Source organism: Streptomyces sp. Ag109_O5-10 (genome assembly GCF_900105755.1).
Classification (GTDB): Bacteria; Actinomycetota; Actinomycetes; order Streptomycetales; family Streptomycetaceae; genus Streptomyces.
In genome coordinates, this window is the sequence record NZ_FNTQ01000001.1 from 7,564,808 (window position 1) to 7,576,735 (window position 11,928).

Consider the following 11,928-nt stretch of genomic DNA (forward strand, 5'->3'; position numbering starts at 1 on the left):
ACATCGGCGACCGCCCGCGCATTGAACCCGTGGGGCACCCCCGCGTCCTGACCGGGCGCGTACCCCCGGCGGAAGCCGCGTCGCCGCTGATCCGCCGTCCGCACTGCTGAGCGATCCGACGGCCGTCCGGCCCTCCCGGCCGGGGTGTTCGTCCCGAAGGAGGGGCCCGCGCCCGGTGCCGCGGGCGAGCTCGTGCACTGGCGCGATCTGTGAGGGTCGCGCTCACCGGACGTGACAGGGATGTGACGGCCGCCTGAAACGGTTTGCCGAACATGCGTAGGGTGCAGAGAACCCATCAGGAGGGGTCCGGCCCAGGCCGGGCACCCGAAGGACGGAACGACGAGCGAAGGAGGGAGCCGGAGCGATGGGCGACCACAAAGACCAGCAGCCCGTGCGGGTGGGCGCGGCAGTACGGCGGCGTCGCCGTGCGCTGGAGCTCACCCTCGCCGTCGTGGCCGAACGCAGCGGCCTGTCCGTGCCCTTCCTGAGCCAGGTCGAGAACGACAGGGCCCGCCCCAGCCGCACCTCCCTGGAGAAGCTCGCCGACGCCCTGCGCACCACGGCCGTCGAACTCCTCGCCGCCGCCGACCCGGCGTGCAGCGTGGACGTCGTACGCGCCGACGACGCCACCGAGCCGGACTTCGCGCCCCGGGTGCGTTCCCTGGTCCGCGGTCACCACCAGCTGCACGCCTCGGAATTCACCGGCGACCACGAAGCCGGCCGCGAATTCCAGCACCGCAACGACGAGTTGATGTACGTCGCCGACGGCGCCGTGGAGGTGGAGGCCGAGGGCCGCGCCTACCGCCTCGGCCGCGGCGACACCCTCTACCTCACCGGCGGAGTCCGCCACCGCTGGCGTGCGACGGTCCCGGACACCCGGGTCGTCGTGGTCGCGGTGGCGGAACACATCGAGGCAGTCCACGATCGCCAGCGCTGACCTCCCCCGTACTGAAGCACTCCTTGAGGGGCGCGGGGAACTGCGCGCGCAACCACAACGGACCGGCAGAGCACCACGGCGGGTGGTCTCCCTGGTCCCCTCCCTCACCGAGGCAATCGCAGAAACGCTCCCCGAGGTCCTCGTCGGCGCCACCGACTGGTGCACCCACTCCGCCGGCCTCGACCTCCCCCGAGTCGGCGGCACCAAGAACCCCGCCCTCGACCGCGTCCTCGCCCTCACCCCCGACCTGGTGATCGCCAACGAGGAGGAGAACCGCGCCCCCGACCTGGCCGCCCTGCGCACCGCCGGTGTGGAGGTCCTGGTCACGGAGGTACGGGACGTGCCGCAGGCCTTCCGCGAGCTGGCCCGGGTGCTGGCCGCCTGTGGGGCGAACGGCCGCCCCCGCTGGCTGGACGAGGCGGAACGGGCGTGGTCGGCGCCGCCGCCCGAGCCCCTCGCCACGGCGGTCGTACCGATCTGGCGGCGGCCGTGGATGGTCCTGGGCAGGGACACCTTCGCGGGCGACGTGCTGGCCCGGCTCGGCGTACGCAACCACTTCGGAAACCACCCCGAGCGCTACCCCCGCATCCCGCTCGACGAACTCCGCGACGCGGGCCCCGACCTCGTCGCCCTCCCGGACGAGCCCTACCGCTTCACCGCCGCCGACGGCCCGGAGGCGTTCCCCGGGTTGCCGTGCGCGCTGCTCAGCGGACGGCACCTGACGTGGTACGGACCGTCACTGGCCAAGGCGCCGCGGGTGCTGGGCGAGGCGCTGCGAGCAGCTCTCCGGTGAGTAGCCCGCGTACGGTGCCGGAGGCGGCCGCGAGCCAGCCGGCGACGAGCAGGCCGTACAGGCCCACCGCCAGCCAGTGGTACCCGGCGAACCCGGTGTGCCGCCCCAGCGCGGCGGCCCCCGTGACGCAGGTGCCCACCGGGAAGGTGAAAGCCCACCACGTCATGGCGAACCGCATCCCGTGCCGCCGGGCCCGCACCACGTGCGCGGCCGCCAAGGCCAGCCACAGCAGGGCGAACCCCATGACCGGAACGCCGTACAGCACGGCGAGGAGACCGAAGCCGGCCGCGTACGGCGCCGGTACGACTCCGGGGGCGAGGTCGGCGAAGGCGCCCACCGCCGTCGTCGACTGCCCGAGCGGGCCCAGCACCAGGAAGACCGTCGGCGTCAGCGCGAGCGGCAGCGGGCCGGCGGTGACCAGCCGGGCGAAGACGAGCGTCAGCATCAGCAGCGTGGCCAGCAGGCTCAGCCCGAAGAGCGTGAAACAGCCGTAGAGCAAGGCCTCGCGGGGCTGCCCGGGCGGCAGCCGCGGGACCAGCTGCGGGCCCACCGCGGCCGACACCATCGGCGCGACCAGCGGCAGCAGCCACGCCGGGGAGGCCTGACCGGGCTCGACCCGGTGCCGTACGGCCAGCAGGTACGGTACGGCGACGGCGGCCACGAGTCCCACGGCGGTACCGGCGACGAACAGCACGGAGTCGAGCGCGACGGCGGCCGGCTCCCCGATCCAGTCCCGCCCGAGGGTGAGGCCACCGGCGCCGACGGCGAGCAGCGCCATCGCCAGGCAGCCGTAGAAGGGGGCGACCGCGGGGTCGCGGAGGTGGGCGAGGGCCTGGTCACGGTGGTGGGCCCAGTGCAGGGCGCGGGCGGCCAGCAGGACCAGGAGCTGCAGCAGGGACAGCGCCCAGACGCCGGTGCAGAGCTCGCGCAGACCGCCGGCGCCGAGCGCGGCGCCGCCGAGGGCGAGGGCAGCGGTGCCCATGACGGACGCGTACCAGTTGGGTCCGAGATGCCGGACTGCGGTGACCATGGCTCCACGGTCCCGCCACTGCGGGGCCGCGACCAGGGAGTCCGCTTCTATGGGGGCATAAGCTGGTCTTATGAGCGAAACGGAGGAGCGGTCGGGCGGCGGCACACTGGCGCACCGGGTGCCGGACCTCGGCGCGCTGGAGCTGCTGCTCGCGGTGGCGCGGCTGGGCAGCCTCGGGGCGGCGGCGCGGGAGGTCGGCATCACCCAGCCGGCGGCCAGCAGCCGGATCCGGTCCATGGAACGGCAGCTGGGCGTGGCCCTCGTCGACCGCTCACCGCGTGGCTCCCGGCTCACGGACGCGGGGGCGCTGGTGACCGACTGGGCGCGGCGGGTGGTGGAGGCGGCCGAGGCCTTCGACGCGGGCACCCAGGCGCTCCGGGACCGCCGTGACTCGCGCCTGCGGGTCGCGGCGAGCATGACCATCGCGGAGTACCTGCTCCCCGGCTGGCTGCTCGCGCTGCGCGCCCAGCGGCCCGACACGGCGGTGTCCCTGCTCGCCGGCAACTCGGCGGCGGTGGCGGAACGGCTGCTCGCGGACGAGGCGGACCTCGGGTTCGTGGAGGGCCTTACGGTCCCGCACGGCCTGGACTCGGTGGTGATAGCCCACGACCGGCTGATCGTCGTGGTCGCCCCCGCCCATCCGTGGGCCCGCCGCCGGCGCCCGCTCGCCGCGGAGGAGCTCGCGGCGACCCCGCTCATCCTCCGCGAACGCGGCTCCGGCACCCGCCAGGTCCTCGACGCGGCCCTGGGCGGCCTGGCCCGCCCGCTGATCGAACTGTCCTCGACCACGGCCGTGAAGGCATCGGCGGTCAGCGGCGCCGGACCGGCGGTCCTCAGCGAACTCGCGGTGGGTGAGGAGCTGTCGATGCGACGGCTGGTCAGCGTCCCGGTGGAGGCGGTGGCGTTGCGCCGGGACCTGCGAGCGGTATGGCCGACCGGTCACCGCCCCACCGGCCCGGCTCGGGAACTGCTCGCCCTCACCCGGAGCTGACCCGCGCGGGATTCGGTAACTTTCCCTCCAGTCACCGCGAACGGCGACGGGCGAGGGCACGCTGGTGTGCACGGTGGATCACCAGGCCGCGGCCGTGGCCGCGACAGCGGCGCTGACGGCGGCCCATCCGCACCTGAAGCGGGTGGCGGCTCCGCATCCGGCGCTCGAGGGGTGCGACGACGTGGAGTGGGCGTCCGTCCCCGGCTGCCCCGTCGACGTCCCGGCCGTCCTGCGGGGGCTGCTCGATCCCGACGCGGCGGAGTCGGCCGAACGAGTCCTGGCCCGGGTTGTGATGTCCGGACCGATGTCCGTCAGCGCCGCGATGCCCGCCGTCGTCCCGCACCTGCTGCGGCGATCCGTCGGTCCCGCGCCGGGCCGAGTTGCTCGTGATCCTGCTGGTGGCCGCCGCCCTGTCGGCACCGACCGACCCCGGCAACGCCTGGCACCTGGCGATCGGCGGCCTTGAGCAGGACCACCCGGAACGGGCCCGTTGCCGAGCGGCGTTCGCCGCCGGCGCGGTGTGGGTGCGACGTCTGCCGGCCGACGAGGAACTGCCGGCCGGTGCCGGGCTGGACGCGGACGACCGGCAGTCACTGGCCGACGCGGCCGGCCTGCGAGACGCCTGAGGCGGGGGGCCGATCCTGCGGGGCCCCTGAGGGCAGGAACGGGCCTGCGGCCTCCTTGAGGAGGGGGCCGGATCCTGCGGCGTCCCTGTCCGGTCCGACCTCTCGTGATGCCGCCGTGCGTGCGGGCCCAGGGCGGGCCGGACCCGGAGCGGGTCTTCGCCGCGCATCCGCTCGGGGCGGGCCACGGACCCTGCCCGGGTCACCGCCGCCCGGCCCTCGCCGCACTCACCGGGTACTTCCCGGTGCGGCCGGTGCCGCCCGGTCTGCCCGCTCTGCGCACGTTCCGGCGAGCCCAGGGCGACGCGGCTCTGGCCGGGCTCAGGACGCGACCGCGACCAGCGCCCGCATCACCCGCAGGTCCTCGCCCATCTCCGGATGCCACTGCACCCCGAGGACCCACCCGCGCCCGGCGGGCAGTTCGACCGCCTCGACCGTGCCGTCCGCCGCGTACGCCGACGCCACCAGGCCGTCGCCGAGGCGGTCCACCGCCTGGTGGTGGAAGGTGGGGACGGACGTCTCCTCCGGGACCGTGGCGGCGTACAGCGTGCCGGGGACCGGTTTGACGGGGTGGTGGCCGAAGACGCCGGGTGTCTCCGCGTGACCGTCGATGTGCTGGACGAGGGTCCCGCCCAGCGCGACGTTCAGCAGCTGCAGGCCCCGGCAGATCCCGAGCAGCGGCACCCCCGCGGCCAGCGCAGCGTCGATCAGGGCCAGCTCCCAGGCGTCCCGGGCCCGGGCGGGGCGGCCGGTCCGGGGATCGGGCTCGGCGCCGTACCGGGCCGGCTCCACGTCCGGGCCGCCCGCGATCACCAGGCCGTCCAGCCGGGCCACCGTCGCCGCCGCATGCTCCGGGGCGTCCGGCGGCAGCATCGCCGCAAGGCCGCCCGCCCGCTGCACCAGGCGCGGGTAGCCGGCCGGCAACAGGGCCGCCTCCAGTTCCCAGACCCCCCAGCGAGCCCCGGCCTCCAGGTACGTGCTCACGCCGATCAGCGGCCGTCCGGTCATGGACCCCTCCCGAGTCGCAAAGGTGTGCGTGAATACCTTTATGACACGCGCAGGGGCCGTTACGCCAGAAAGCCCCGCAGCAGCGCCGCCGTCCCCGCGCAGTGCTCCCGCATCATCTCCCGCGCACCGTCCGCGTCCCCGTCGAGCACCGCCTCCACCAGCGCGATGTGCTGGCGCTGCGAGTGCTCCAGGTTGCGGACCAGGAGCGGGATGCAGTCCAGGAGGTCGTTGACCGAGGCCCGTACCGCCGCGTACTGGGCGGTCAGGGAGGGGGAGCCGCACAGTTCGGCGAGTGTCAGGTGGAGCAGGGTGTCGAGGCGGCGGTAGTCGGCCAGCGGTGCCTCGTGGGTGCGGGCCAGCGCCTCGCGGAGGCGGAGCGCCTGCTCGCCGCTCAGCCCGTGCGCCGCGCACAGGCCCGCCGCGCCCACCTCCAGGACCTCCCGGAAGCGCAGCACGTCCTCGATGTCCACCTCGGCGATCCGGCGCCGCAGCTCGTCCTCGCCGCCGGCGTCCGTGCGCGGCAGTACGAACGTCCCGCCGTACCGCCCGCGCCGGGACTCCACCAGCCCCTGGTCCTGGAGCACCTTCAGGACCTCGCGCAGCGTCACCCGGCTGATCCCGAGCCGCTCCGCCAGCACCCGCTCGGCGGGCAGCCGCTCGCCGCCCGGGACCAGGCCCAGCCGGACCACCTGAAGGATCTGCTCCAGCGCCTCCTCGAAGCCGTTGCCCGCCCGTACCGGTCGCAGCACCGGAGTCAACGGATCGTCGAGGGCGCCGTCCGCGTCCAGCGACATGTGGCCGTACCCCCTTCCCAAGCAATGGTTCTCTTCAATACCTTAGAGCTCCCCGTCCGGCCGCAGCAGCACATCGCCAGCCGAAGGAGCTCCCGTGGCAGACCGCACACCCCCGCTGAGCGTCGAGGAGCTGCACACCCTCGTCGCGAGCGGTGAGATCGACACTGTCGTCCTGGCCTTCCCCGACATGCAAGGGCGGCTGCAGGGCAAGCGGTTCGCCGCCCGTTTCTTCCTCGACGAGGTCCTGAGCCACGGCACCGAGGGCTGCAACTACCTCCTCGCCGTCGACACCGAGATGAACACCGTCGACGGCTACGCCATGTCGTCCTGGGACCGCGGCTACGGCGACTTCGCCATGCACCCCGACCTGTCCACCCTCCGCCGCGTGCCCTGGAACGCGGGCACGGCGATGCTCATCGCCGACCTCGCCTGGAACGACGGCTCCCCGGTCGTCGCCGCGCCCCGGCAGATCCTCCGCCGCCAGCTGGAGCGCCTCGCCGAACTCGGCTACACCGCACAGGTCGGTACGGAGCTGGAGTTCATCGTGTTCAAGGACACCTACGAGGCGGCCTGGGACGCGAACTACCGGGGGCTGACCCCGGTCAACCAGTACAACATCGACTACTCGGTGCTGGGGACCGGCCGGATCGAGCCCCTGCTGCGCCGGATCCGCAACGAGATGGCGGGCGCGGGGCTGACCGTCGAGTCCGCCAAGGGCGAGTGCAACCCCGGGCAGCACGAGATCGCCTTCCGCTACGACGAGGCCCTCGTCACCTGCGACCAGCACGCGATCTACAAGACCGGCGCGAAGGAGATCGCGGCCCAGGAGGGCGTCTCGCTCACCTTCATGGCCAAGTACAACGAGCGGGAGGGCAACTCCTGCCACATCCACCTGTCGCTGACGGACGCGGACGGCCGCAACGTCTTCGCGGCCCCCGACGGGCACGGCATGTCCGACGTGATGCGGCACTTCCTCGCCGGACAGCTCGCCGCCCTCCGCGACTTCTCGCTCCTCTACGCCCCCAACATCAACAGCTACAAGCGGTTCCAGCCGGGCTCCTTCGCGCCGACCGCCGTCGCCTGGGGGCAGGACAACCGCACCTGCGCGCTGCGCGTCGTCGGCCACGGCCGCTCGCTGCGCTTCGAGAACCGGCTGCCCGGCGGTGACGTCAACCCGCACCTCGCCGTCGCGGGGCTGATCGCGGCCGGGCTGTACGGCGTCGAGCAGCGGCTGGAACTGCCCGAGGCCTGCCCCGGCAACGCCTACACCGCCGACTTCGCGCACGTCCCGACCACCCTCCGTGAGGCCGCCGAGCTCTGGGAGAACAGTCCCGTCGCGAAAGCCGCCTTCGGGGACGAGGTCGTCGCGCACTACCGCAACATGGCCCGCGTCGAGCTGGCGGCCTTCGACGCCGCGGTGACCGACTGGGAGCTGCGCCGCTCCTTCGAACGCATGTGAGGCACTCCTTGTCGCAACAGCAGCAGTACGAACTCGACGTCCTCAACCCGGCCACGGAGGAGGTGATCGCGACCGTCCCCGGCGCTGTGGAGGCGGACGTCGACGCCGCCGTCCACCGGGCCGCACCGGCCCAGGAGCGGTGGGCCGCGCTCGCCCCCGGCGAACGGGCCAGGCTGCTGCGCCGGTTCGCCGCCGCCGTCGACGAACACCGGGAAGAGCTCGCCCAGCTGGAGGTCCGGGAGGCCGGGCACACCGTCGGCAACGCCCGCTGGGAGGCGGGCAACGTCCGGGACCTGCTCGACTACGCGGCCGGGGGAGTGGAGCGGCTGACCGGCCGGCAGATCCCGGTCCCCGGCGGCCTCGACGTCACCCTCCTCGAACCCCTCGGGGTGGTCGGCGTCATCGCGCCCTGGAACTTCCCCATGCCCATCGCGGCCTGGGGCACCGCCCCCGCCCTCGCCGCCGGCAACGCGGTCGTCCTCAAGCCGGCCGAGACGACCCCGCTCACCGCCCTGCGCCTCGCCGAACTCGCCCTGGAGGCAGGCCTCCCCGAGCACCTCTTCCAGGTCCTGCCCGGCCGCGGCGACATCGCCGGCGAGGCGCTCGTGAGACACGCGGGCGTCGCCAAGATCGTGTTCACCGGCTCCACCCGCGTCGGCAAGCGCATCATGGCGCTCTGCGCCGACCAGGTGAAGCGCGTCACCCTCGAACTCGGCGGCAAGAGCCCCAACCTCGTCTTCGCCGACGCCGACGTCGAGGCCGCGGCGGCAGCCGCCCCCATGTCCTTCCTGGACAACTCCGGCCAGGACTGCTGCGCCCGCACCCGCATCCTCGTCCAGCGGACCGTGTACGAGCGCTTCCTGGAACTCCTCACCCCCGCCGTCGAGGCCGTGACGGTGGGCGACCCGGCGGACGAGAAGACGGACATGGGCCCGCTGATCTCCAAGGCCCAGCTGGAACGGGTCCGTTCGTACGTCGGCGCCGACGCGCCCGGCATCCGCGGCAAGGCCCCCGAGGGCCCCGGCTTCTGGTTCCCGCCGACCGTCCTCACCGGCGTCGACCCGCACGCCCGCGTGGCCACCGAGGAAGTCTTCGGACCCGTCGCCGTGGTCCTTCCCTTCGACGACGAGGCCGACGCCGTCCGCCTCGCCAACGACACCGAGTACGGCCTCTCCGGCTCGATCTGGACCCGTGACGTCGGCCGCGCCCTGCGCGTCTCCCAGGCCGTCAAGGCGGGCAACCTGTCCGTCAACTCCCACTCCAGCGTCCGCTACTGGACCCCCTTCGGCGGCTTCAAGCAGTCGGGGATCGGCCGCGAGCTCGGCCCGGACGCCCTCACCGCCTTCACCGAAACCAAGAACGTCTTCATCAGCACGGAGGGCCCCGCACAGTGACCGCTCAGACCCCCGAGACCTCTGACATCGTCTGCCGCCGGCTCGTCGGCCGTACCGCCGTCATCACCGGAGCCGGCAGCGGCATCGGCCTCGCCACCGCGCGGCGGCTGGCCTCCGAGGGCGCCAACGTCGTCTGCGGCGACGTCGACGAGACCCGCGGCAAAGCAGCCGCCGAGGAAGTCGGCGGGCTCTTCGTGAAGGTCGACGTCACCGACGCCGAACAGGTCGACGCCCTGTTCAAGACCGCCTTCGACACCTACGGCAGCGTCGACGTCGCCTTCAACAACGCCGGTATCTCGCCGCCCGACGACGACTCCATCCTGGAGACGGGGCTCGAGGCCTGGAAGCGCGTCCAGGAGGTCAACCTCACCTCCGTCTACCTGTGCTGCAAGGCCGCCATCCCGTACATGCGGCAGCAGGGCAAGGGCTCCATCATCAACACGGCGTCGTTCGTCGCGAGGATGGGCGCGGCGACCTCGCAGATCTCGTACACCGCCTCCAAGGGCGGAGTTCTGGCCATGTCCCGCGAACTGGGCGTGCAGTTCGCCCGGGAGGGCATCCGCGTCAACGCGCTCTGCCCGGGACCGGTCAACACCCCGCTCCTCCAGGAGCTGTTCGCCAAGGACCCCGAGCGGGCCGCCCGCCGCCTGGTGCACATCCCGCTCGGCCGGTTCGCCGAGGCCGAGGAGATCGCCGCCGCCGTCGCCTTCCTGGCCAGCGACGACTCCTCCTTCGTCAACGCCAGCGACTTCCTGGTGGACGGCGGGATCTCCGGGGCGTACGTCACGCCCCTCTAGGAGGCCGTGTACGGACCCCCGCCCCCGCCCTACAGTGCGGGAGTGAGCATGACGCCGCCGCCCGGCTGGTACGCCGACCCCGAGGCCCCGCACCTGGAGTGCTGGTGGGACGGACAGACCTGGACCGAGCACCGGCGCACCCCGTCCGGCCTGCCCGCGCCGCCCACCCCGGCGGCGCGGGCGCCCGGACGGGCCAAGGCGGTCGCGCTGGCGTCCGCCGCGGCCGTACTGGCGACGGCGATAGTCTCCGGCGCGACCGTGCTGCGCACCGACGAGGTGCGCGGCCGGACCGACACCGGCGTCCGCGCCGCCCCCGGCGCGGCGGCGCCCCCGTCCCTCGTCGTCGACCGGCTCAACGGCATCACGCTGCCGGTCCCGGCCGGCTGGACCGGTTCCTCCTACCCCGCCCAGGACGACGTCGTGATGACCACCGACGGCACCTACGCCTGCCCGGCCCACACCGGCCGGTGCCGCCACGGCCAGGTCATCAGCCGCACCGCCGGCAGCGCCGACGGCGCCTCCCCGCGCACCGTCGCCGAACGGGACGTGCCCGACGCGGCCCAGGCGGTCTACGGCCGCGATCCCGGCGGACGTAAGCCCTACGGCGGCATCCGGTCCCACCAGGTCGTCAGGTCCGGCCGGGTCGCGGTGGCGGGCCGCGACGGCTACCTGGTGCGCTGGCGGGTCCGGACGGCCGACGGACCGGGCGGCTACGTCCAGTCGCTGGCCTTCCCCTCCGACACCGGCGTGCCGGCCCCCGTCGTCGTCCGGTTCGTCTTCGACGCGGGCCCGGACGGACCGCCGCTGGCCGACATGGACAAGATCACGAAGGGCATCCGCCCGACGGACTAGACGTCTACAGGAACGTGTGACCTTCGCCCCGGTACGTGGGCACGGTCGCGGTCACCCGGTCGCCCTCGACCAGCCGCAGCTCCGCGAACCGCTCGCACAGCTCGCCCGCCTTGGCGTGCCGGAACCACACCTTGTCGCCGATCAGCAGGTCGTCCGCCGCCGAGCCGAGCAGTGGGGTCTGCACCTCGCCGGGGCCCTCCTGGGAGTCGTACGACAGCCCCTCCGGCAGGTACGGCACCGGGAGCCGGTCCGGGCCCGCGACGCCCGAGGCCGGGTAGCCGCCGCCCAGGACGGTCACGACCCCCACACCGGGGCGCCGAACCACCGGCATGGCGAAGAGGGCGGCCGGACGGCCGGTGAACGACGTGTAGTTGTCGAAGAGACGCGGCACGTACAGACCCGACCCGGCCGCTATCTCGGTGACCGCGTCCTCCGCCGCCGTGCTCTGCACACTGCCCGTCCCCCCGCCGTTGACGAACTCCAGGTCCGGGGCCACCGCCCGGACCGCCCGCACCACCGCGGCGCGCCGCTCGGCCAGCTCACGGCGGGCGGTCGCCTGCATCAGCCGCACCGCGCGGGAGCGCAGCGGCCGGCCGGCGACGTCGTCCCCGACCCCGGCGATGTGCCCCTCGTACCCCATGATCCCGACCAGCTCGAAGCCCGGGCGCCGGACCACGGTCCGCGCCAGGTCGGCGAGTTGGGCGGGGGAGTACAGCGGCGAGCGCCGGGCCCCGATCCGCACCCGGCCCCCGAACAGCTTCAGCGAGGTGTCCAACTCCAGGCAGACCCGGACCACTTCGCCCCCGCCGTTCCGGGCGGCGTCGATCAGGTCCAGGTGCGCCGGGTCGTCGATCATCACCGTCACGGCCGCCGCCAGCTTCGGATCGGCGGCCAGCTCGGCGAACGCGCTCCGGTCGGCGGACGGGTACGCCAGCAGGACGTCGTCGAACCCTGACCGCGCGAGCCACAGCGACTCCGCGAGCGTGAACGACATGATCCCCGCGAAACCCTCCTTCGCGAGCACCCGTTCGAGCAGGTGGCGGCAGCGCACGGACTTGCTCGCGACCCGGATCGGCTTGCCGCCGGCCCGGCGCACCAGGTCGTCCGCGTTGGCGTCGAAGGCTTCCAGATCGACGATCGCGAGAGGGGCGTCCAGGTGGGCGGTGGCCCGGTCGTAACGGGCCCGGTCGGCGGCGCGCGCAGTCATGAACGAAGCCTGCCAGACAGGATTACCGCAGGGTAGGGGGACG

12 protein-coding genes are annotated in these 11,928 nt (G+C 73.9%); 8 read left to right on the top strand and 4 right to left on the bottom strand.

Translation table 11 applies throughout. The annotated features are described in order from the left end of the window. The first annotated feature begins 364 nt into the window (after nt 1-364). Nucleotides 365-937 (top strand): helix-turn-helix domain-containing protein, encoded by a 573-nt coding sequence (locus BLW82_RS34470; protein ID WP_093505134.1) that lies wholly within the window; start codon nt 365-367, stop codon nt 935-937. A gap of 82 nt (nt 938-1,019) precedes the next feature. Continuing rightward, nucleotides 1,020-1,730 (top strand): helical backbone metal receptor, encoded by a 711-nt coding sequence (locus BLW82_RS34475; protein ID WP_256216041.1) that lies wholly within the window; start codon nt 1,020-1,022, stop codon nt 1,728-1,730. Here BLW82_RS34475 and BLW82_RS34480 read toward each other — a convergent pair. Further along, a complete protein-coding gene (locus BLW82_RS34480) occupies nt 1,642-2,760 on the bottom strand; it encodes a TDT family transporter (protein ID WP_093505136.1) in 1,119 nt (372 codons plus the stop codon). The two genes, BLW82_RS34475 and BLW82_RS34480, sit on opposite strands and share 89 nt — an antisense overlap. A 70-nt stretch (nt 2,761-2,830) precedes the next feature. Here BLW82_RS34480 and BLW82_RS34485 point away from each other — a divergent pair, with 70 nt between their 5' ends. Then, nucleotides 2,831-3,751, top strand: coding sequence for a LysR family transcriptional regulator (locus BLW82_RS34485; protein WP_093505138.1), 921 nt, complete (start codon nt 2,831-2,833; stop codon nt 3,749-3,751). A gap of 386 nt (nt 3,752-4,137) precedes the next feature. Continuing rightward, complete coding sequence (locus tag BLW82_RS45790) at nt 4,138-4,377, top strand: hypothetical protein (RefSeq protein WP_256216042.1); 240 nt, start codon at nt 4,138-4,140, stop codon at nt 4,375-4,377. Between the two features lie 318 nt (nt 4,378-4,695). On the opposite strand, the gene BLW82_RS34495 is transcribed toward BLW82_RS45790, so the two are convergent. Continuing rightward, nucleotides 4,696-5,382: a gamma-glutamyl-gamma-aminobutyrate hydrolase family protein gene (locus tag BLW82_RS34495; protein ID WP_093505140.1), complete on the bottom strand. Its 687-nt coding sequence runs from the start codon at nt 5,380-5,382 to the stop codon at nt 4,696-4,698. Nucleotides 5,383-5,441: 59 nt separating this feature from the next. Next, nucleotides 5,442-6,176: a FadR/GntR family transcriptional regulator gene (locus tag BLW82_RS34500; RefSeq protein WP_093505142.1), complete on the bottom strand. Its 735-nt coding sequence runs from the start codon at nt 6,174-6,176 to the stop codon at nt 5,442-5,444. Nucleotides 6,177-6,270: 94 nt separating this feature from the next. Here BLW82_RS34500 and BLW82_RS34505 point away from each other — a divergent pair, with 94 nt between their 5' ends. Genes BLW82_RS34505 through BLW82_RS34520 form a run of 4 tightly spaced genes read left to right on the top strand, consistent with a single transcriptional unit; the run spans nt 6,271 to nt 10,678 of the window. Next, a complete protein-coding gene (locus BLW82_RS34505; RefSeq protein ID WP_093505144.1) occupies nt 6,271-7,635 on the top strand; it encodes a glutamine synthetase family protein in 1,365 nt (454 codons plus the stop codon). Nucleotides 7,636-7,643: 8 nt separating this feature from the next. Next, on the top strand, nt 7,644-9,029 hold the full coding sequence (locus BLW82_RS34510; protein ID WP_093505146.1) for an aldehyde dehydrogenase family protein: 1,386 nt from the start codon (nt 7,644-7,646) through the stop codon (nt 9,027-9,029). After that, nucleotides 9,026-9,826: a 3-oxoacyl-ACP reductase gene (locus BLW82_RS34515; RefSeq protein ID WP_177233164.1), complete on the top strand. Its 801-nt coding sequence runs from the start codon at nt 9,026-9,028 to the stop codon at nt 9,824-9,826. The genes BLW82_RS34510 and BLW82_RS34515 overlap by 4 nt, the downstream gene beginning before the upstream one ends. A 48-nt stretch (nt 9,827-9,874) precedes the next feature. Beyond that, nucleotides 9,875-10,678, top strand: a complete 804-nt coding sequence (locus BLW82_RS34520) for a DUF2510 domain-containing protein (protein WP_093505148.1) — start codon at nt 9,875-9,877, stop codon at nt 10,676-10,678. A 4-nt stretch (nt 10,679-10,682) separates the two neighbouring features. On the opposite strand, the gene BLW82_RS34525 is transcribed toward BLW82_RS34520, so the two are convergent. Then, complete coding sequence (locus BLW82_RS34525; RefSeq protein ID WP_093505150.1) at nt 10,683-11,885, bottom strand: amino acid deaminase/aldolase; 1,203 nt, start codon at nt 11,883-11,885, stop codon at nt 10,683-10,685. Nucleotides 11,886-11,928: the final 43 nt, after the last annotated feature.

What these genes read in the sequence shown, in the direction of transcription:
- BLW82_RS34500 (WP_093505142.1), bottom strand. Translation starts at nt 6,176, where the DNA reads ATGTCGCTGGACGCGGACGGCGCCCTCGACGATCCGTTGACTCCGGTG.
- BLW82_RS34495 (WP_093505140.1), bottom strand. Translation starts at nt 5,382, where the DNA reads ATGACCGGACGGCCGCTGATCGGCGTGAGCACGTACCTGGAGGCCGGG.
- BLW82_RS34480 (WP_093505136.1), bottom strand. Translation starts at nt 2,760, where the DNA reads ATGGTCACCGCAGTCCGGCATCTCGGACCCAACTGGTACGCGTCCGTC.
- BLW82_RS34470 (WP_093505134.1), top strand. Translation starts at nt 365, where the DNA reads ATGGGCGACCACAAAGACCAGCAGCCCGTGCGGGTGGGCGCGGCAGTA.
- BLW82_RS34520 (WP_093505148.1), top strand. Translation starts at nt 9,875, where the DNA reads ATGACGCCGCCGCCCGGCTGGTACGCCGACCCCGAGGCCCCGCACCTG.
- BLW82_RS34525 (WP_093505150.1), bottom strand. Translation starts at nt 11,885, where the DNA reads ATGACTGCGCGCGCCGCCGACCGGGCCCGTTACGACCGGGCCACCGCC.
- BLW82_RS34485 (WP_093505138.1), top strand. Translation starts at nt 2,831, where the DNA reads ATGAGCGAAACGGAGGAGCGGTCGGGCGGCGGCACACTGGCGCACCGG.